Origin of the sequence: Sphingobacterium sp. 18053 (assembly GCF_902706145.1) — a bacterium.
In the GTDB taxonomy this organism is placed as follows: Bacteria; Bacteroidota; Bacteroidia; order Sphingobacteriales; family Sphingobacteriaceae; genus Sphingobacterium; species Sphingobacterium paramultivorum.
The window spans coordinates 359,484-378,773 of sequence record NZ_CACSJW010000008.1 but is presented as its reverse complement, the minus strand read 5'-3'; the positions used below and the strand labels follow the sequence as shown (position 1 = coordinate 378,773).

Here is a 19,290-nt window from a genome sequence, read left to right as displayed (position 1 = left end):
GACCAAGACGAACCCCATCCAGAGTTCCATCCCCATCCCATCCCGAATGATGGGCCGTATCCGTACCAACCTCCAAAACCGTAACCATACCATGGATCGAAAAATGGGTCGAAATACGTCATGCCCGGACTAGCGTAATAGAAACGGTTGATACGATTGGCATATTCAAGATCTTCATAGGAATCACTGTTGTAATCCTGATCAGAATATTCGTCATCATAGTAACCGCCTTGCGCTTGCCCATTTGGTTGGGCCTGATCTGCATCTGTGTAATAGTAATCTGGGCTTTGATAAACCTTTTGTCTAGCTTGCCCATTGTTGCCATAGACATCGTCGCCATAGATTTGCCTACTTGTGCCGCAGGAACCAAGCATGAACGCTCCTGTTATGGCAAGTGCTCCGATAAATAATCTATTTTTTTTCATAATATCCTAAATCCTTATTTTCGATTATACAGCCTTATTTACTATCTTAGACGCAAATTTCTCAAGGGGGTTTAATCGAAGTAATCAAAAATACAAATATTTTTTATTGAACGCTTTTCGTATTAGAATTACAGACGAGATTTAACGTAATAATGTTACAATAATTTATCAATTTCATATGAGTAAAGGAATAACAAGTCGTGCTGAAGATTATTCACAATGGTATAACGAGCTTGTGATTAAAGCTGATCTAGCTGAAAATTCAGCTGTACGAGGCTGTATGGTGATCAAACCATACGGATACGCTATCTGGGAAAGGATGCAAGCGATCTTAGATAAAAGATTTAAAGAAACAGGTCATAGCAACGCTTATTTCCCTTTATTCATTCCCAAATCGTTTTTTTCTAAAGAGGCGGCGCATGTGGAAGGTTTTGCTACGGAGTGTGCAGTGGTAACTCATTATCGATTAAAAAACGATGGTACAGGTAAGATCGTCGTGGATGAAGACGCGAAATTGGAGGAAGAGTTGATCGTGCGCCCGACTTCAGAAACGATTATATGGAATACTTATCGTGGATGGATTGAATCTTATCGTGACCTCCCAATTTTGGTCAATCAATGGGCAAACGTTGTAAGATGGGAAATGCGTACACGTCTTTTCTTGCGCACAGCAGAGTTTTTGTGGCAAGAGGGGCACACGGCCCATGCGACAAGAGAAGAGGCTATTGAAGAAACAGAACGTATGCTTGATGTGTATGCTGAATTTGCTGAAAATATTTTAGCTGTGCCTGTTGTACGTGGTAGAAAAACAGAAAACGAGCGTTTTGCGGGTGCCTTGGATACGTATTGTATTGAAGCATTGATGCAGGATGGAAAAGCATTACAAGCAGGAACCTCTCATTTTCTTGGCCAAAACTTTGCAAAGGCGTTTGATGTGAAATTTACTTCTAAAGAAGGTAAATTGGAGCATGTTTGGGCTACTTCTTGGGGTGTTTCTACACGTTTGATGGGCGCATTGATTATGGCTCACTCAGATGATCAAGGATTGGTATTGCCGCCAAAATTAGCACCAATTCAAGTTGTCATCGTTCCGATTTTTAAGACTGAAGAAGAAAAGGCGCAAATCGATGCATTTGTGAATCAGTTAACAAATGAATTGCGTGTGAACGATATATCTGTAAAATACGACGATCGGGACACACAACGTCCAGGCTTTAAATTTGCAGAATGGGAGTTAAAGGGTGTTCCTGTACGTGTAGCTGTTGGAGCGAGAGATATGCAAAATGGTACGGTAGAATTAGCGCGTCGTGATACTCAAACGAAAGAAACGGTTGCTCAGGAAGGCTTGGCTGGTAATATTGTACAATTGCTAGATACAATACAAGAAAATATATACCAAAAAGCATTAAATTTCAGGACATCTCATTTTACTGAGGTGAATTCTTATGATGAGTTTAAAGAAGTACTGGAAGGTAAGGGTGGTTTTATCTCTTGTCATTGGGATGGAACAACAGAAACGGAAAAACGTGTAAAAGAAGAAACTAAGGCAACAATTCGTTGTATTCCTTTGGATGCGAAGGAAGAGGAAGGTATCTGTATCTTTACAGGGAAACCTTCAAGTCGGCGTGTACTGTTTGCAAAAGCTTATTAATAGTGTTGTCGTAATATGAGGATACTCATTTTGGGATGCGGTTGGCTCGCAGAATCTTTTGCGATACATATGAAGCATCAAGGCCATGAGGTTTGGGCCAGTACGACAACATCTGAAAAATACCATCGGCTTAAAGCCGATGGTATTTTTTCGTTTATTTTAGACTTTGATTATGAAAATTTTCCAGCACAGGTAGTTTTACCTACTCAATTTGACTTCGTATTAAACAGTATACCGGCAAGTCAGAAAAATAGTGTAGCGATCCTTGAAAACAGATTTTCGAATATCAAATCATTTTATGCGCATATGACATGGAAGAAACAAGTCTTCCTGAGCTCTATTGGAATTTATCCGGACAAAGATGGCGTATTTGATGAATCCTATGCAGATATAACCGAACTTTCATCAAAACTCTTGCTTGCTGAAGCAAGTATGTTGGGATTGGCTGATACTATAATTTATCGATTAGGAGGTTTGTTTGGTAAAAATCGTGTTTTTGCCAAATATTTTGCCGAACGTATCTGTACGACGGGTGAACAGCCCGCCAATTTTGTTCATATCGATGATGTGATCAGACTGTTAGAGGCAGCATCTTGCAATGCGCTTAAGTATACTGTATACAATGTTGTTGCTCCCTTACATCCTAAGAAAAAGGATGTTATTCTAGCTTCGGCAAAAAAATATGGTTATGCTTTGCCTCTTGCGTTCGAAGCTGCGGATGCGACTCAAAAAATAGTTAGCGGAAGATTACTTTTAGAGGAACTTGATTATCAATTTGTCCTGCCTGATCCTTTGCAATTTTAATTCATTTTTCTTTTTAAAATAAAAATGAATTTATGATTGTCAGCGTGAAAAAATTAAATAATTTCATTATTTTAACATCAATTCTACTACGGGAAATTTAAGTAGAAAGTCATATTTGTTGAAATTTATTGATATCGATGGATTTTTTCAAGATATCGACATATTCCTTTAAACAAACCGATAATAGATTTAGTATTTTAACAGCTTATTATAAATAGAGCCATGACAAATGTAGAAAGACATCAATATATCTTAAAACAATTAAAGGAGGTCGGCGTAGTTCAGGTAATTGATCTATGTGAGGAATTGGGCGTTTCCTCTGTAACCATTCGGAAAGATTTGACCTTGTTGGAAGATAGTGGATTGTTGTTTAGAACGCATGGCGGGGCAACACAATATAATCCTTATACGACTGACCGTACAGTATTTGAAAAAGAGAAGCTTCGTTCGGATGATAAAAGCCGGATCGGAAAAAAAGCGGCTGAAATGATTGAGGAAAATGATTCAATCATTATAGCTTCAGGAACGACCATGCAGTCGCTAGCGAAGCAGATCATTCCTAAAGGAAATATCACTGTAGTAACTTCGGCATTGAATGTTGCGATGGAATTGATCAAATATCCTTCGGTTGAAATCATGCAGATGGGCGGGACGCTTCGTAAGACCTCGACATCCGTAACGGGAAAGTATGCAGAAAATTTATTGCATGATTTTTACTGTAGTAAATTGTTTTTGGGAGTCGATGGCATTGATCTGGAATACGGTGTATCAACTTCGAGTGCCCAGGAGGCACAATTAAATCGCATTATGATCGATACGGCTCAAAAGGTTGTCGTATTAGCAGATTCGTCTAAATTCGGACGGCGAAGCTTCGGGCGGATTTGTGGTTTTGATAAAATTGATATATTAATTACCGACGACAAAGTAAATACAAGCTTTGTGGAATCGTTAGAAAAAGCCGGGGTAAATGTTATTGTTGTTTAACACGGCTTAACTAAAACTCAAAGCTGAGCTGCTTATTTTTATCATAAAAAATGTCCCCAAAAGAGTGTTTAACTATTTGGGGACATTTTTTTATGGATAGCTTTTTTTAGCTCAGCGCCGGCTCTTGCTGGCTTAAACAGTGGAAACTTCCCAGCCCCCAAATAATGTCGACGGAATTTATTCCTATGACTTTACGTGTAGGGAAACAGCCTTGGATGATATCCAGTGCTCTTTGGTCATTTTTATCGTTGAAGATCGGTACAACAACAACATCGTTTGCAATGTAGAAATTAGCATAAGAAGCAGGTAATCTTGTTTCGTCATAGATGACCGGTGCTGGCATTGGGAGCTCAATGATATGGAGTGGCTCTCCATTTAAAAGTCTAAATGAACGAAGTGTTGCTAGATTTTCTTGAAGTATCTCATAGTTCTCATCTGTTGGATCTTCCTCCACAACCGTTAAAACGGTGTTTTCGTTGATGAAACGTGTAATATCATCAATGTGTCCATCTGTATCGTCTCCAACGATACCGTCTCCAAGCCATAAAACCTGTTCCTGACCGTAAAATTCTTTCAAAAAGGTTTCTATTTGTTCTTTTGTCAGGTGTGGATTTCGGTTTTTATTCAATAGACAAGCGGTTGTTGTCATGATTGTTCCTGCGCCATTAAACTCGACTGAACCGCCCTCCATGACGATATCAGGGGTAAATAAAGGAAGGTTAAATTCTTTGGCAATACGCGTCGGAACGACGTCATCCAAGTCGAAAGGAGGGTATTTTCCACCCCAGGCGTTATAACCCCAGTCGACAACTGCTTTTTGATTTGTTGCCTGGTTAATAATAAAAGCGGGACCGTGGTCTCTACACCAAGCATCGTTAGTCGGATTAAAATAGAATTCGATATTGCTAAAATCTGTTGTCACTTCTTTGAGCGCGGTAATAGCAAAATTTTGCATTTCCTCATTAGCGACGTTAATCCTTACTTTTTGCCCTGCTGCTACGACTTTGATAAATTCGCAATAGGGTTTGTATATTGTTTCAATCTTCCCAGGCCAGGATTCCTCTTTATGTGGCCAGCTCAACCATAAGGCTTCTTGCTTTGCCCATTCTGCGGGAAATGAGAAGCCCTGTTGTTTCGGGGAATTGTCAAAATAGTCCTGTGTGAATGTCTTTTTTTGTTCCATACTTATTTTAATGGGATTAAAAAAAGCCATTTCAGTTCGTTTCAGCACAGTTGTGTGCGTTCGAAACTGAAATGGCTAGAATATCCAATATTAGTCTTCGTCAATAAAACGTTTGGTGATCGGTGCGTATGTTTCGATTCTTCGGTCTCTCAAAAATGGCCAATGTTTTCTGAAATAGTCCGATTCATTTAAGTCCAATTCGACGACCTCAATTTCTTCTTTGTCATGTGAGGCAAGGTAAAGCAATTTGCCCTGTCCGTTCGTTACGAAGCTTCCACCCCAGAATTTCATTGCACCATTTTGTTCAAATCCTACACGGTTAACGGATACAACAGGAAGGCCATTTGCAACGGCATGGGAGCGTTGTATTGTTTGCCACGCATTGTATTGATCTTTGTTGGTTTCTTCATCTTGATCGGTTGCCCATCCGATAGCTGTAGGGTAGAATAAGATTTCGGCACCCATCAATGCGGTAATTCGAGATGCTTCAGGGTACCATTGATCCCAGCAAATTAAAATGCCTATTCTTCCAAATTTTGTTTTGAATACTTTGTAGCCTAAATCTCCTGGCGTAAAATAGAATTTTTCATAAAATGCAGGGTCATCTGGAATATGCATTTTACGATATTTTCCTAAATAGGAACCATCTGCATCTAATACAGCGGTCGTATTATGGTACAATCCTTCTGCTCTTTTTTCAAATAATGAAGCGATAATTACGACACCTGCTTCTTTAGCAACAGCCGATAGCGCGTCCGTCGATGGGCCGGGAATGGATTCAGCCAGTGCGAAATTGTCATAATCTTCCACATCGCAGAAATATAAAGAGGTAAATAGTTCTTGCAGACACACAATTTGCGCACCTTTTGCAGCGGCTTCTTTTACTTTAGCGATAGCTTTTTCGAGATTCTCTTGTTTGCTTGCGGTACAGCTCATCTGTACAACTCCAACTTTTACTTTGCTCATTCTTTAATGCTTATTTTAATACAGCACAAAGATACTATTCTTAACTTGGATTTGGTCTGTGGGAAAAACAAAAAGAGCTCTTAGAGCTCTTTTCGTAATCTTGCTACAGGAATATTCAATGCTTCCCGATATTTTGCCACCGTTCGCCGCGCAATATTGTAGCCTTTTTCTTTTAGGATCTCAGTTAATTTCTCGTCAGCCAAGGGTTTCCGTTTATTTTCTTTTGCGATGCACTCCTCCAATATTTTCTTAACCTCTTTATTAGATACTTCTTCACCAGAATCCGTTTGGATAGCTTCAGAGAAAAATGATTTTAAGAGAAATGTTCCAAATTCTGTTTGTACGTATTTCGAATTTGCTACCCGCGACACAGTTGATATATCCATATCGATTTTGTCGGCGATGTCTTTCAATATCATTGGTTTTAACTTACGATCATCACCAGTAAGGAAATAATCATATTGGTATTCCATGATTGCATTCATTGTTTTTAATAAGGTTTGTTGACGCTGTTTTATTGCATCAATAAACCATTTGGCGGAGTCAAGTTTTTGTTTGACGAATTGCACAGCCTCTTTCATTTTTTTATCCTTTTGATCCGATTTCTCGTAATGCTCAAACATGTGTTGGTAATCACGACTTATGCGGAGCTCAGGCGCATTTCGGCCATTTAAAGTCAAATGTAGTATGCCATCATTATTGCTGATATGAAAATCCGGGATAATATGAAGTTGTTTGCCTGCAACCGCGCCGGAGTCTCCTGGTTTTGGGTTAAGTTTTAGAATCTCATTGACTACATTTTTTAGATCCTCAGATGAAACGCCTAAAGATTTTTCTAATTTATCATAATGCTTTTTGGTGAACTCCTCAAGGTAATTCGATACGACTTTAATCGCAAGTTTGATGGTTGGATTTTGTGTATCTTTTTTTTGTAACTGGATCAACAGACACTCTTGCAAATCACGGGCTCCAATTCCCGCAGGCTCAAAATCTTGAATTACTTTTAGCATGTCTAGAACTTCCTGCTCATCAGTCATTACATTTTGACCAAAAGCTAGGTCGTCTACAAGATTGATAATTGGACGGCGTAAATAGCCGTCGTCATCTAGACTACCAATGATTTGTTGGCCAACTAAAAAGTGCTTGTCATCTAATGCCAAGAGGTCCAACTGTTGTTGCAGCTGCTCATAAAAGGAGTGTTGAATAGCAACAGGCATTTCTTTGCGGTCGTCATCGTCGTCTCCATAGTCATAGCCGTTGCCGTAATCTTTGAAATCATCTTCCTGGATATAGTCTTCTAAACTAAAGTCTTCTGAATCGAACCCGTCTTCATTATCAAAATTATCGTCTGGATCTTTATCGGGGTATTCTTCTATAGGGTCGGTCATATTAGTCAAGCTACCATCTTCTAACGCAGGGTTTTCTTCTAATTCTTCCTTGATTCGAGCATCTAATGAAACCGTCGGAACCTGCAACAATTTTATAAATTGTATTTGTTGCGGAGACAATTTCTGCAATAGCTTTTGTTGTAATGTTTGTTTTAACATGCTAATAGTTGACTTTTTTACATCTAAATTTAAACAAATATCATTATTATTTTAAAATAAAATCGATAATAAATAAAAAATGGGTATAATATTTGTGGAACGGGGTGCCAAAAATTATAAACAAAGATGAGATTGGGTCTGTTTTCTCCGGACGGCTATTTTACTATTGAATTGTTGTTGTTATTTCCAAAATCGACCCTTTGGAATTCTGTGGCATTTTATAGTTGTTTGACGGGTGGTTTTTATTGTTAAAAAATGTAAATAGTTGATTACAGCGATTTATTTAGTTGTATATTTAGCCCCTGAAAATAGATAAAAAGGCATATTGGGCGGGCGTAAAACCTTTTGCTGGTCGGATGTGTTGAATATAAGATAAATTTCCATTTATGTTTAAACGTATTAAGAATAGGATTCTTCGTTATCTCCTTATAGCAATATATTTTATCATTATATTGATTTGTGCTATACAATTAAATTTTTTATGGCTCTTTGGTTATTCCCCGACAAAAAAGGATATTGTTATGCCTAGCGTTAATATTTCTACGGAATTATATACGGCAGACAGTGTTTTAATTGGGCGATATTTCGACGAGGATAGAAATCCAATTCCATTTGATAGCATTCCTAAATCGGTTACAAGTGCGTTGATAGCAACTGAGGATGTGCGTTTTTATAGTCATAATGGTGTTGATTTTTTTGGCTTAGGATCAGGTATTATCTCTACTTTAAAAGGGGATAAGCGTGGCGCGAGTACAATTACGCAACAGTTAGCTAAAAATCTTTATCGTACACGTTATAATAAGGCGGGTGGTTTGTTGACACGTCTTCCTGTTGCAGGCCTGGTGGTAACGAAGTTTAAGGAGTGGATGACGGCTTATAAATTGGAGCAACGCTATTCTAAAAATCAGATATTGGAAATGTATTTAAATACAGTATCCTTCAGTAATAATGCTTATGGGATTGAGACTGCTGCAAAACGCTATTTTTCAAAAGGAGCCAATCAATTGAATCAAAATGAGGCTGCTGTTTTGATCGGCATGTTAAAAGGTACTACTTTATATAATCCTATTCGTAATCCTGAAAATGCATTTGTCAGAAAAAACACCGTCTTAAGTCAAATGTATAAAGGTGGTTTTTTGAAAAAAGAGGAATATGATAACCTTGTAAAAGAGAAGATTGTTTTGAATACGAATAGTCAAGACCTTAATGCTGGCGGGGATTCTTATTTACGTGCTGCTGTAGCTAAGTGGTTGGAAAAATGGGCTGAAGATAATAATTATGATATCTATACAGATGGCTTGAAAATTTATACCACTATAAATTCTAAACTTCAAAAGCATGCTGAAGAAGCTGTAGCAAAACAAATGTTGGAATTACAGCAACGTTTAAATAATACCTGGGAAGGACAAGAGCCATGGCGCGATCTGTCAGGTAAAGTTATTCCTAATTTTTTGGATAATCTAGCTAAGAAAACTCCTTATTATGCTTTTTTGAGTAAGAAATATGCAAATACTCCTGATAGCATCAGTTACTTCTTGAATAAAAAGAAGAAGATCGAAGTCTATAATTGGAAGGATGGCAGTAGGATCGAAAAGGATATGTCTACAATGGATTCTTTGAAATATTATGCCATGATGCTAAATGCGGGGATGATGTCCATGGATCCATATTCGGGTGAAATTAAAGCTTGGGTGGGTGGAATAAACCATCAATATTTTAAGTATGATCACGTGATGCAAGCGAAGCGACAAGCGGGATCCACATTTAAGCCTTTTGTATACTTGGCTGCATTGGAGTCAGGGATGTCTCCATGTGATAAGATTACCGACAAGCCTGTTACGATCAAGATTGATAAAGGGGATTCCGTGGAGATATGGGAACCCAAAAATGCAGACTGGAATTTTTCTTATCGAGAAATGTCTCTGCGTCATGCAATGGCGCGTTCTATTAATTCCGTTACAGTACAATTGACTGATATGGTTACGCCTGCGAAAGTTGTTGATGCAGCCCATCGTTGTGGTATCACGAGTAAATTAAATCCGGTTGCCTCTGTAGGGTTAGGACCTAATGATGTTTCTGTTTTTGAAATGGTGAATGGGTACTCAACGATGATGAATCACGGTGAGCGTGTCACTCCTTTATTGGTGTCTAAGATCGAAGATCATGATGGTAATGTTATTGCTACTTTTCAGGCGGAGCGTAAACAAGTGGTGGATAAGCAAGATGCCTGGTTGATGACGTATATGTTGCGTGGTGGTATGGAAGAACCTGGAGGTACATCTCAGGGATTGTGGGAATGGGATTTATTTGATAAGGAAAATGAAATCGGCGGAAAGACAGGTACTTCTTCCGAATATGTAGATGGTTGGTATATGGGGGTAACTAAAGATTTGGTTACAGGTGTTTGGGTTGGCTGCGACGAACGGAGTATTCACTTTAAAAATTCCCATTCTGGAGAAGGTTCTCGTACAGCATTGCCAATATTTGGTGTGTATATGGAGTCTGTTTATAAAGATAAACAGTTGGGGTATACCCAAGGTAAGTTTCCTAGTCCTACTGTTGAAATTACGAAATCTTACAAATGCGAAACTCCGCGTTATAGTGATCCAGAGCCAGATCAGAGTGATTCTACACAAGTGGAAGAGCCCGTGGATGAAGGATTTATTGGACCAGAGGAAGAGGGAGCGGAGCATCCTGTTGAGCGTAATCATACTGAAGGTGCTGATAGTGGAACGAGTAGCGAAGGGTCATCCTCGTTGGAGGAGGTGGGTAGTCAAAACTGATACTACTTAAAGAGGATTCTATCTAAAAAATAAAGATGGCCGCCTAGTTTACTAAGGTGGCTTTTTTTATGTTAGGCTGCATGGTTGGAATCTCTCTTGTTGAACGCTTGGTGTTGCTGTGGAAAAAGATTATTCCAGTTAGGGTTGTATTTACGAATGAGCCGTTCGACTTGCATGGTCGTAAAATGCTGCAGTTCGCTTATTCTCTTATTGGCCGTCTCCGAATTTGTGAAAGATTCTGTGTAGATTATTCGATTTAAACTAGGTCCTTGGTTGAAAATAAAACTATTGGATTGCTGTAATTCCATTACTGTACTAAAGATATTGGAACTGAGGCCGATTTTAAAGTGTTTACGATTGTTGTCAGTTGATATATATACAATAAAATTGTTCATAATGCTAAATTATTTGGACGTTTAAAATATATTTACTAATTTTATTGGCACAATATTACTAATAAAATTAGTTTTTTGCAAAATATTTTTTTGAAAAAATAATATGTCAAATATTTCGTCCAATCTGAAGTTCCTTCGAAAAGGAAAAAAAATCACACAGCAACAATTTGCTGATCTTATGGAAATTAAGCGTGCCTCTGTCGGCGCGTACGAGGAAGATCGAGCAGAGCCCAAATATGAGTTATTAAAGAAGATTGCCGAATTCTATGGTTTGACTATGGATGAGTTGGCAAACGATGTTATTGATGATAAATGGAAGCCGGTTCCCAAAAGCAACGCCTCAAATTTAAGGGTGCTTAGTGTGACTGTAGACGCAGATGACCGTGAAAATATCGAACTTGTTCCGGTTAAGGCTAGCGCCGGCTATTTAAATGGGTATGGTGATCCAGAATATGTTGCTGAGTTGCCTAAGTTTTCGCTGCCTATGTTTGGTCAGGGTACATTTCGCGCTTTTGAAATAAAGGGGGACTCGATGTTACCTTTGCCATCGGGGTCCATTATTGTAGCGGAGTATGTGGAAAATTGGCATGATATTAAACCTGGGAGTACCTATGTTGTGTTGTCTAAGGAAGATGGCGTGGTGTATAAACGTATTGCTTTTAAATTTAAAGAAGATAAAGGTTTGAAACTTGTTTCTGATAATAAGACATATGAGCCTTACTGGGTGGAGACTGCCGATATTCTTGAGGTGTGGAAGGCGAAGGCTTTTATCAGTACACAACTGCCAGAGCCTACGCCAGAGCCAACAATGGAAACATTGACGAGCATGATGGCGCAGATGCAGAAAACAATTAATGCGGTGGTAGATAGTTCGAAATAGCGGGGAATTATCTGCGTGTTTTTATGATATAGTTGCGCTATGAAGAGAATTTCTATGACTGAGGAGCGTCGATAGCTTGTTTTTATAGGGAATGTAGGGGTATTGAATATAAAAACAATCTATCTAATTTTGTTTTTTATTTTATAAAATGCTATATTTGCATATCTGAAAGGAAGGGGGCTCGTATTGCCCCCTTTTTTTAATTCAATTAATTTAGCATTTCTAGAAACAGAACAATGCAGCATATAGAAAAGAGAGTTATTGAACTCATCGCGGAAAAAATTGCAGATCGCGAGGATTTGTTTATCGTCAGTGTGAAGATGCGCCCAAATAAAATTCTTGAGATTCTTTTGGACGGAGATAATGGTGTAAATATTGATGATTGTGCACAGGTGAGCCGTCATGTCGGTTTCCACCTGGAGGAGGAAAATGTAATTGATGACGCTTACCGTTTAGAGGTTTCATCTCCAGGTATTGATGCTAATTTTGTTAATATTCGACAATATCAAAAGAATATAGGTCGTACAGTTCAGGTGAAGTTGAACGATAATACAAAAGTTGAAGGTACATTATTGGCCGTAGATGAGATGAAGATCAATGTTCTTCAGAAGATAAAAGAAAAAGGTAAAAAAGCACAAGAGGTAGAAAAAGAACTTCCTTTTGATCAAATAAAAGCAACAAAAGTGGTAATTTCATTTTAATAATAATGAGTAACAGCAACATCAATCTGATAGACTCTTTTCAAGAGTTTAAGGAGTTTAAGAATATCGATAGACCTACTGTTATTACAGTATTGGAAGAGGTTTTTCGTAGTATGATCCGTCGTCGTTTTGGTACGGATGAAAATGTGGATGTTATCGTGAATCCAGATAACGGAGATTTGGAGATTTGGAGGACGCGTGTCGTTGTTGAAGATGAGTTTTCAGAGGATGATGATCTTGAAATCGAATTGGCAGAAGCTAGAAAGCATGATGAAGATTTGGAAGTAGGCGATGATTTTATTGAACAGATCACATTGGAAAGCTTTGGCCGTCGTGCAATTTTAGCTGCACGTCAGACGCTTGTATCTAAGGTTTTGGAATTGGAAAAAGACGAAGTCTTTAAGAAATATAAAGATAGAGAAGGAGAGTTGGTCATTGGTGAGGTTTATCAGATTTGGAAAAAGGAAATCTTGGTATTGGATGAGGACGGTAATGAATTAATTCTTCCTAAATCAGAACAAATTCCGGCTGACTATTTCAAAAAGGGAGATGGCATTCGCGCAGTTGTGCATAAAGTGGATATGATGAATAATAATCCAAAGATTATCATTTCACGTACCGCACCTGCGTTCTTACAACGTTTATTTGAACTTGAGGTTCCTGAAATTTTTGATGGTTTGATTACGATCAAGAAAATCGTTCGTGAACCAGGAGAAAGAGCGAAGGTTGCTGTTGAGTCTTATGATGATCGTATTGATCCTGTAGGAGCTTGTGTTGGTATGAAGGGATCCCGTATTCATGGTATCGTTCGTGAACTGCGTAATGAGAATATTGACGTAATTAATTTTACAACAAATCATTCATTGTATATCGCTCGTGCTTTGAGTCCAGCAAGGATTAGCTCAATCAAAATCGATGAAGAAAATAAGACTGCGGCTGTATATTTAAAATCGGATCAAGTTTCTTTAGCAATTGGTCGTGGAGGACACAATATCAAATTGGCTGGTAAATTGACTGGTTATGAAATTGATGTTTATCGCGAAAATGACGAGTTTGATGAAGATGTTGATATCGAAGAATTCAGCGATGAGATTGAAAGCTGGGTTATTGATGAATTGAAACGTGTTGGTTTGGATTCAGCGAAGTCGGTGTTGTCTCTTAGCGAAGAAGAGCTGGTTAGACGTACCGATTTGGAAGAAGATACTGTTCGTGAGATTGTACGTATTTTACAAGCTGAATTTGAATAAAATTCAGCTCGTTAATTTTTTTCTATCTAACATTCGGAATAAATTGTTTATGGATGGAAAAAAACATATTTTTGTAATTATATTAAAATAGTTTATATTATAGATGACTGAAGGAAAAGGAACAAACTTGCTTAAAGCAGCAAAGGAACTCAACATCGGGATACATACCGCCGTGGAATGTTTAGTGAAAAAAGGATATGATGTAGAAGCAAAGCCTAACACTAAATTGAGCGGAGAGATGTATGGTGTGCTGTTAAAAGAGTTTCAGGGAGACAAATCACTGAAAGATGAAGCTAAACAAATTGTGATTGGCAAAATTCGTCGTGAGGAGTCGCCGTCCACTTCTCCTAAGGAATCATCTAAGAATGAGGATTTCGAAGATCATGATGAATCCAAGGAAATCTTGGTCAAGAATACGGTAGAAATCCCTTCTGTTAAGGAAACTACTCCTACAAAAGTAGAGGAGCCTGTTCATCAAGGTGGTATGAAGGTGGTTGGTAAGATTGATCTGGACGCATTGAATAGAGGCGGAAGTAAGGTCAAGAAGGAAGAACCTGTTAAGGAGGAACCAAAAACCGTCAAAGAAACACCTGTAGAGGTTAAAGCTGAAGCTAAGGTGGAAGAAAAGAAAGAAGCCGAAGTCAAAGCGCCTATTGTTGAAGCGAAAAAAGAAGAACCAAAGGTTATTGAGAAGAAGCCGGAAGTTGTCGTGCCAAAAGCTGAAATAGAAAAACCCGAAGTAAATAAAACTGAAGTAAAAGCAACTCCGGTTGTAGAGACAAAAACTGAACCTGTGAAGGTAGAAGACAAGAAAAAAGAAGAAACAGCGCCGAAAGCTGTACCAGTAACTCCAATAGTGGAGCCTGTGAAAAAACAAGGAGATGAAATTATTTCTGCTCGCGCAGAAAGATTGACAGGTCCTAAAGTCATTGGTAAGATTGAATTACCATCTGCTAGACCTTCCCACAAACCAGTGGCTTCATCTTCAAATGCTGGAAATAATAATGAGAAACGTAAGCGTAAGCGTACGAATCCAAATGGTCCAGTAAACCCAAATGCGGGGCAAGGTCAAGGTCATAATAACCAACACCGTGGGCCGCGTGATGGTAACAACCCCAACAACCGGGACCAACAAGGAGGTAACCGAGGTGGGAATCATGGTCCTAACAACAACCCGAACAATCGTCCAGGGCAAAACAACAACCAACAGCATGGTAGACCGGGACAAGGAGGTAACAACCAACACCCAGGTAGACCAGGACAAGGTACGAGACCACAACACGGTAATCGTTTTGACAATAGAGGTAAGGGAAGACCTGTTGAGAATAAGGAAGAGCCTACTGAAAAGGAAATCCAAGATCAAATCAAGGCAACACTTGCTCGTTTGAGTGGTGCAGGTAAATCTGGTAAATTTGCGCAACGTGCCAAATTGAGACGTCAGAAACGTGATGATGTTGCTCAACATGCAGAAGAAGCTGCAATGGAGCAAGAAATGATGGCGAAAATATTGCGTGTTACAGAATTCGTAACTGCAAACGAATTAGCTAATTTGATGGACGTTCAGGTAACCCAAATTATTGCAACTTGTATGAGTTTGGGTATGTTCGTGTCAATTAATCAACGTTTAGATGCGGAAACTTTAACAATTGTAGCGGATGAATTTGGTTATCAGGTAGAGTTTATCAAACCTGAGGATGAGGAGACTGCTGAACTTGAGGAACCGGATAACGAAGCGAATTTGGTTTCAAGAGCCCCTATTGTAACGGTCATGGGACACGTTGACCATGGTAAAACATCTTTATTGGATTATATACGTAAGGCGAACGTTACTTCTGGTGAGGCTGGTGGTATCACCCAACATATCGGTGCATACGCGGTGAAATTGGAGGATGACCGTAAAATTACATTCTTGGATACTCCTGGTCACGAAGCTTTTACGGCTATGCGTGCCCGCGGTGCTAAAGTGACGGATATTGTTATTATCGTTATTGCAGCGGATGACGCAGTCATGCCGCAAACAAAAGAAGCAATCAACCACGCGCAAGCAGCGGGAGTGCCAATCGTATTTGCATTTACTAAAGTAGATAAACCGGGAGCAAATCCTGATAGAATCCGTGAGCAGCTTTCTGCGATGAATATCTTAGTTGAAGACTGGGGTGGTAAGTTCCAAGCGCAAGAGATTTCAGCAAAAACGGGAGAAAATGTTGACCTATTATTAGAGAAAGTTCTATTGGAAGCTGAGATGTTAGATCTAAAAGCTGATCCGAAAAAACGCGCTGTTGGTTCAGTAATTGAAGCAGCTTTGGATAAAGGTCGTGGTATCGTGACAACGGTATTGATACAAAGTGGTACATTACGTGTTGGAGACCCTATTTTAGCAGGATCACATTCAGGTAAGGTGAAGGCTTTGACTAATGAAAGAGGCGAACGTGTTAAAGAGGCTGGACCGTCTGTTCCAGTACAAATCTTGGGTATGGCCGGCGCGCCAACAGCAGGGGATAAGCTTTATGTTCTTGAAAGCGAGTCTGAAGCTAGAACTGTAGCCAACAAACGTCTTCAGTTACAACGCGAGCAGGGTATGCGTGCAACTAAACATATTACCTTGGATGAAATCGGTCGTCGTTTGGCCATCGGTAACTTTAAAGAACTTAATATTATCGTTAAAGGTGATGTGGACGGTTCTATTGAAGCATTATCAGATTCATTATTGAAATTGTCTACTGACGAGATCCAAGTTAATATTATTCATAAATCAGTGGGTGCGATCTCTGAATCAGATGTATTGTTAGCTTCTGCTTCCGATGCGATCATCATAGGTTTCCAAGTACGTCCAACACAAAACGCACGTAAGTTGGCAGAGAACGAGCAAATTGATGTACGTTTATATTCGATCATCTATGATGCGATTGATGAAATCAAGTCTGCGATGGAGGGTATGTTGGCTCCGAAATTTGAGGAGAAAATTGTTGCTGAGGTTGAAATCAGAGAAACTTTCAAAATTTCTAAAGTTGGTACGATTGCCGGATGTATGGTTAAAGAAGGTAAGATCAATAGAAATAATGATATCCGCATAATCAGAGATGGTGTCGTAATTCATACCGGTAAACTGGCATCTTTGAAACGTTTCAAAGACGATGTGAAAGAAGTTTCAATGGGTTATGAATGTGGTTTAAATATTGACCGTTTCAATGATATTCAAGTAGGAGACATTGTCGAAGCTTACGAACAAGTTGAAGTGAAACGTAAATTGTAATCACTTAGTGATACACTAATAAAACAGAAAGCGGCATTGATTTTAATCAATGCCGCTTTCTGTTTTAACGTTCGTATAGTTCTATTGGAACCTGATCAGGATCAAAGAAGAATGTAAAGCGTTTATTTGTTAACTCGTCTATTCTGATCCCTTCGTGTGATACACCTGCTTTTTCGAGCTTATTTAATTCTAGGTCGAGATTATCGACTTCGAATGCAAGATGTCTTAAACCGGCGGCTTCTGGAAAGCTGAGCCGATTAGGCGGTGATGGGAACGAAAAAAGTTCTATAATGTAATGATCATTGAGTTTGAGATCCAGTTTGTAGGAATCACGTTCCACACGATAGTATTCTCTAGCAATCTCTAGGCCCAGTATGTCAGTATAGAATTTCTTTGAACGCTCATAATCACTACAGATAATAGCGATATGATGTATCTTGTTGAGGTTTAATTTCATTATTAATTTTATCTCATTGCGTTTGTTATACAAGGTTGTTCCTTAAGGATATGGGTCATATACAGACTATTTACAATGTTTCATCTTATTTTGCTCTTTCATATTGTTTAGGCCAGGGGATGTCAGCGTTTAATTCTTTGGCAAAATGTAATGGAAGATGTGGATCATCAAGAAATCCCCGCGCGATTAAGATTAAATCAGCTTGCTTTTGAGCGATGATCTCGGACGCTTGGATAGCCGTTTTGATTAAACCTACTGTGGCAACGTTATTCTTGGTATGTTCCTTAATCGCGACGGCGAAAGGGAGCTGATATGCTGGCCCGACATCTATTTTTTGATAGGAGACCAAGCCTCCACTCGACACATCAATTAAATCTACCCCCAATGTATACAGTAGTTGTGATAAGGCTATAGACTGCTGTAAATCCCAGCCTGCTTCGGCCCAATCTGTTGCTGAAATACGTACCCATAAACTTTGGCTTGTTATTTCTTGTTTTACTCTTTTCACAATTTCAATAAGAAAACGTATCCTATTTTCAAAGATCCCGCCGAAAGAGTCTGTCCGTAAGTTGCTCAGTGGTGAAAGAAATTGATGGATCAGATATCCATGTGCGGCATGGAGTTCAATAATTTCATAGCCTGCCTGTATGGCTCTTTTCGTTGCTGTTCCGAATTGTTCAATCAGATTTTCAATGGCGTCTACATCAAGTTCCTGTGGTTCATAATCTCCAGAATGGAAAGGGATCGGAGATGGGGCGACTGTTTGCCAACCCTTTGGATCCGCTGGTGAAAATTGATTCCGCCCGACCCAGGGTTTATTACTGCTTGCTTTGCGGCCCGCATGAGCAAGTTGTATGCCCGGTATGGAATCATTTTCTTTAATGAACTCGGTTATTTCTTTTAATTTTTCGATATGCTGGTCGTCCCATAAACCAAGGTCTCCATCACTGATTCGACCGTCAGGGCTAACTGCTGTTGCTTCTTGTATTACTGCTGCAGCTCCGCCGATTGCAAATTGGCCCAAATGAACCAAATGCCAGTTATTTGCAAAACCATCCATTGCGGAGTACTGGCACATTGGAGATACGACCAAACGATTTTTCAATTGCAGGTTTCCAATATTTACTGATGAAAATAATTGACTCATAATTGCGTGTTTATAGAAGGCAGGAGCAAGGAAAGCTCCTGCCTTGATCAATTCTTTGTTTTGTAAAGAGAGGCCCTCAGAAGCCTTTATTTAAATCCTTGCGAACCGTGGTTCAACTGTTAAGGATTTGTAGACCATAAAGATGCTGATTTTAGCATTGCTCTTCTTGGCAGTTTTAAATTAGCAACCACTAACTCTGCGAAATCTTCAGGCTGGAGAACTTTTTCTGGATCGCCATCGGTAAGTCCAAGTTCTTTGGACATATCGGAAGCAATCGTGCTTGGCATTAGCGTGCATACCCGAATATTGTTTTTCCGTACTTCCCGCATTAAAGAATCGGCGAAGCCGATGACGCCAAACTTTGATGCGCTATAAGCGGAAGTGGTGGCCGCGCCATTTAATCCGGCAGTCGAAGATACCATAATGATATCGCCTTGATTTTTTTCAATCAGTTGTGGAAGGATAGCTTTTGTAACAAAGTATGTACCCAAGAGATTGGTATGAATGATCGATGTCCAATCGGCAACGTCCATGTCGAGCACAGTGGAAAATGATGCCACTCCCGCATTGTTAATTAAGATATCAAAGCTACCGAAAGTGTTTTTCAGTTGTTCGATCTCCTGTTGTACAGCACTATAATTTGATACGTCAAAAACGGCATAAGTGACCTCAGTGCCTAGCTCGGCAAGTTCCGCAGCCGTATCCTTCAAAGCAGCTTCATTTCTTCCGGTAATCGCGATATGTACACCTTCTTTGGCCAATGCGAAAGCAATTGCTTTTCCTAATCCCCGCGCACCACCTGTAATTAAGGCTCTTTTTCCTGTTATATTTTCCATAACATAAAAATAGGTATGATCTTTTTTATTC

15 protein-coding genes and 1 pseudogene are annotated in these 19,290 nt (G+C 39.2%); 8 read left to right on the top strand and 8 right to left on the bottom strand.

The features are described 5' to 3' along the window. A pseudogene (locus tag GVK91_RS20260) lies at positions 1-425 on the bottom strand (hypothetical protein); the annotation flags it as partial. 178 nt (positions 426-603) lie between these two features. Between GVK91_RS20260 and proS the strand changes: the two are divergent. The 3 genes from proS (at position 604) to agaR (ending at position 3,864) form a co-directional block, all read left to right on the top strand. Next, a complete protein-coding gene (gene proS, locus GVK91_RS20255; RefSeq protein ID WP_153848704.1) occupies positions 604-2,076 on the top strand; it encodes a proline--tRNA ligase in 1,473 nt (490 codons plus the stop codon). A gap of 15 nt (positions 2,077-2,091) precedes the next feature. After that, on the top strand, positions 2,092-2,880 hold the full coding sequence (locus tag GVK91_RS20250; RefSeq protein ID WP_159731069.1) for a GDP-L-fucose synthase: 789 nt from the start codon (positions 2,092-2,094) through the stop codon (positions 2,878-2,880). Between the two features lie 222 nt (positions 2,881-3,102). Then, positions 3,103-3,864, top strand: coding sequence for a transcriptional repressor AgaR (agaR, locus tag GVK91_RS20245; protein ID WP_153848702.1), 762 nt, complete (start codon positions 3,103-3,105; stop codon positions 3,862-3,864). 106 nt (positions 3,865-3,970) lie between these two features. On the opposite strand, the gene GVK91_RS20240 is transcribed toward agaR, so the two are convergent. From GVK91_RS20240 to rpoN, 3 genes are all read right to left on the bottom strand, one after another. Beyond that, complete coding sequence (locus GVK91_RS20240; protein ID WP_159731067.1) at positions 3,971-5,047, bottom strand: agmatine/peptidylarginine deiminase; 1,077 nt, start codon at positions 5,045-5,047, stop codon at positions 3,971-3,973. Between the two features lie 90 nt (positions 5,048-5,137). Beyond that, on the bottom strand, positions 5,138-6,013 hold the full coding sequence (locus tag GVK91_RS20235; RefSeq protein ID WP_159731065.1) for a carbon-nitrogen hydrolase: 876 nt from the start codon (positions 6,011-6,013) through the stop codon (positions 5,138-5,140). Between the two features lie 80 nt (positions 6,014-6,093). Next, positions 6,094-7,560, bottom strand: coding sequence for an RNA polymerase factor sigma-54 (gene rpoN / locus GVK91_RS20230; protein ID WP_153848700.1), 1,467 nt, complete (start codon positions 7,558-7,560; stop codon positions 6,094-6,096). Positions 7,561-8,081: 521 nt separating this feature from the next. On the opposite strand from rpoN, the gene GVK91_RS20225 reads away from it, so the two are divergent. After that, positions 8,082-10,343 (top strand): transglycosylase domain-containing protein, encoded by a 2,262-nt coding sequence (locus GVK91_RS20225; RefSeq protein ID WP_310440835.1) that lies wholly within the window; start codon positions 8,082-8,084, stop codon positions 10,341-10,343. A 71-nt stretch (positions 10,344-10,414) separates the two neighbouring features. On the opposite strand, the gene GVK91_RS20220 is transcribed toward GVK91_RS20225, so the two are convergent. Further along, the gene (locus GVK91_RS20220; protein ID WP_159731063.1) at positions 10,415-10,738 is read right to left on the bottom strand and encodes a GIY-YIG nuclease family protein; all 324 of its coding nucleotides are present in this window, start codon (positions 10,736-10,738) and stop codon (positions 10,415-10,417) included. A gap of 103 nt (positions 10,739-10,841) precedes the next feature. Between GVK91_RS20220 and GVK91_RS20215 the strand changes: the two genes are divergently transcribed. The 4 genes from GVK91_RS20215 (at position 10,842) to infB (ending at position 16,819) form a co-directional block, all read left to right on the top strand. Then, a complete protein-coding gene (locus GVK91_RS20215) occupies positions 10,842-11,618 on the top strand; it encodes a LexA family transcriptional regulator (RefSeq protein WP_153848246.1) in 777 nt (258 codons plus the stop codon). 236 nt (positions 11,619-11,854) lie between these two features. After that, on the top strand, positions 11,855-12,319 hold the full coding sequence (rimP, locus tag GVK91_RS20210; protein WP_159731061.1) for a ribosome assembly cofactor RimP: 465 nt from the start codon (positions 11,855-11,857) through the stop codon (positions 12,317-12,319). A 5-nt stretch (positions 12,320-12,324) separates the two neighbouring features. Further along, positions 12,325-13,566, top strand: a complete 1,242-nt coding sequence (gene nusA, locus GVK91_RS20205) for a transcription termination factor NusA (RefSeq protein WP_070567754.1) — start codon at positions 12,325-12,327, stop codon at positions 13,564-13,566. Positions 13,567-13,669: 103 nt separating this feature from the next. Further along, positions 13,670-16,819 (top strand): translation initiation factor IF-2, encoded by a 3,150-nt coding sequence (gene infB / locus GVK91_RS20200; protein WP_153848248.1) that lies wholly within the window; start codon positions 13,670-13,672, stop codon positions 16,817-16,819. A 64-nt stretch (positions 16,820-16,883) separates the two neighbouring features. On the opposite strand, the gene GVK91_RS20195 is transcribed toward infB, so the two are convergent. From GVK91_RS20195 to GVK91_RS20185, 3 genes are all read right to left on the bottom strand, one after another. Then, positions 16,884-17,276 (bottom strand): VOC family protein, encoded by a 393-nt coding sequence (locus tag GVK91_RS20195; RefSeq protein WP_120332627.1) that lies wholly within the window; start codon positions 17,274-17,276, stop codon positions 16,884-16,886. Positions 17,277-17,361: 85 nt separating this feature from the next. Continuing rightward, positions 17,362-18,423 (bottom strand): NADH:flavin oxidoreductase/NADH oxidase, encoded by a 1,062-nt coding sequence (locus GVK91_RS20190; RefSeq protein ID WP_159731059.1) that lies wholly within the window; start codon positions 18,421-18,423, stop codon positions 17,362-17,364. 119 nt (positions 18,424-18,542) lie between these two features. After that, on the bottom strand, positions 18,543-19,259 hold the full coding sequence (locus GVK91_RS20185) for a 3-ketoacyl-ACP reductase (RefSeq protein WP_159731057.1): 717 nt from the start codon (positions 19,257-19,259) through the stop codon (positions 18,543-18,545). Positions 19,260-19,290: the final 31 nt, after the last annotated feature.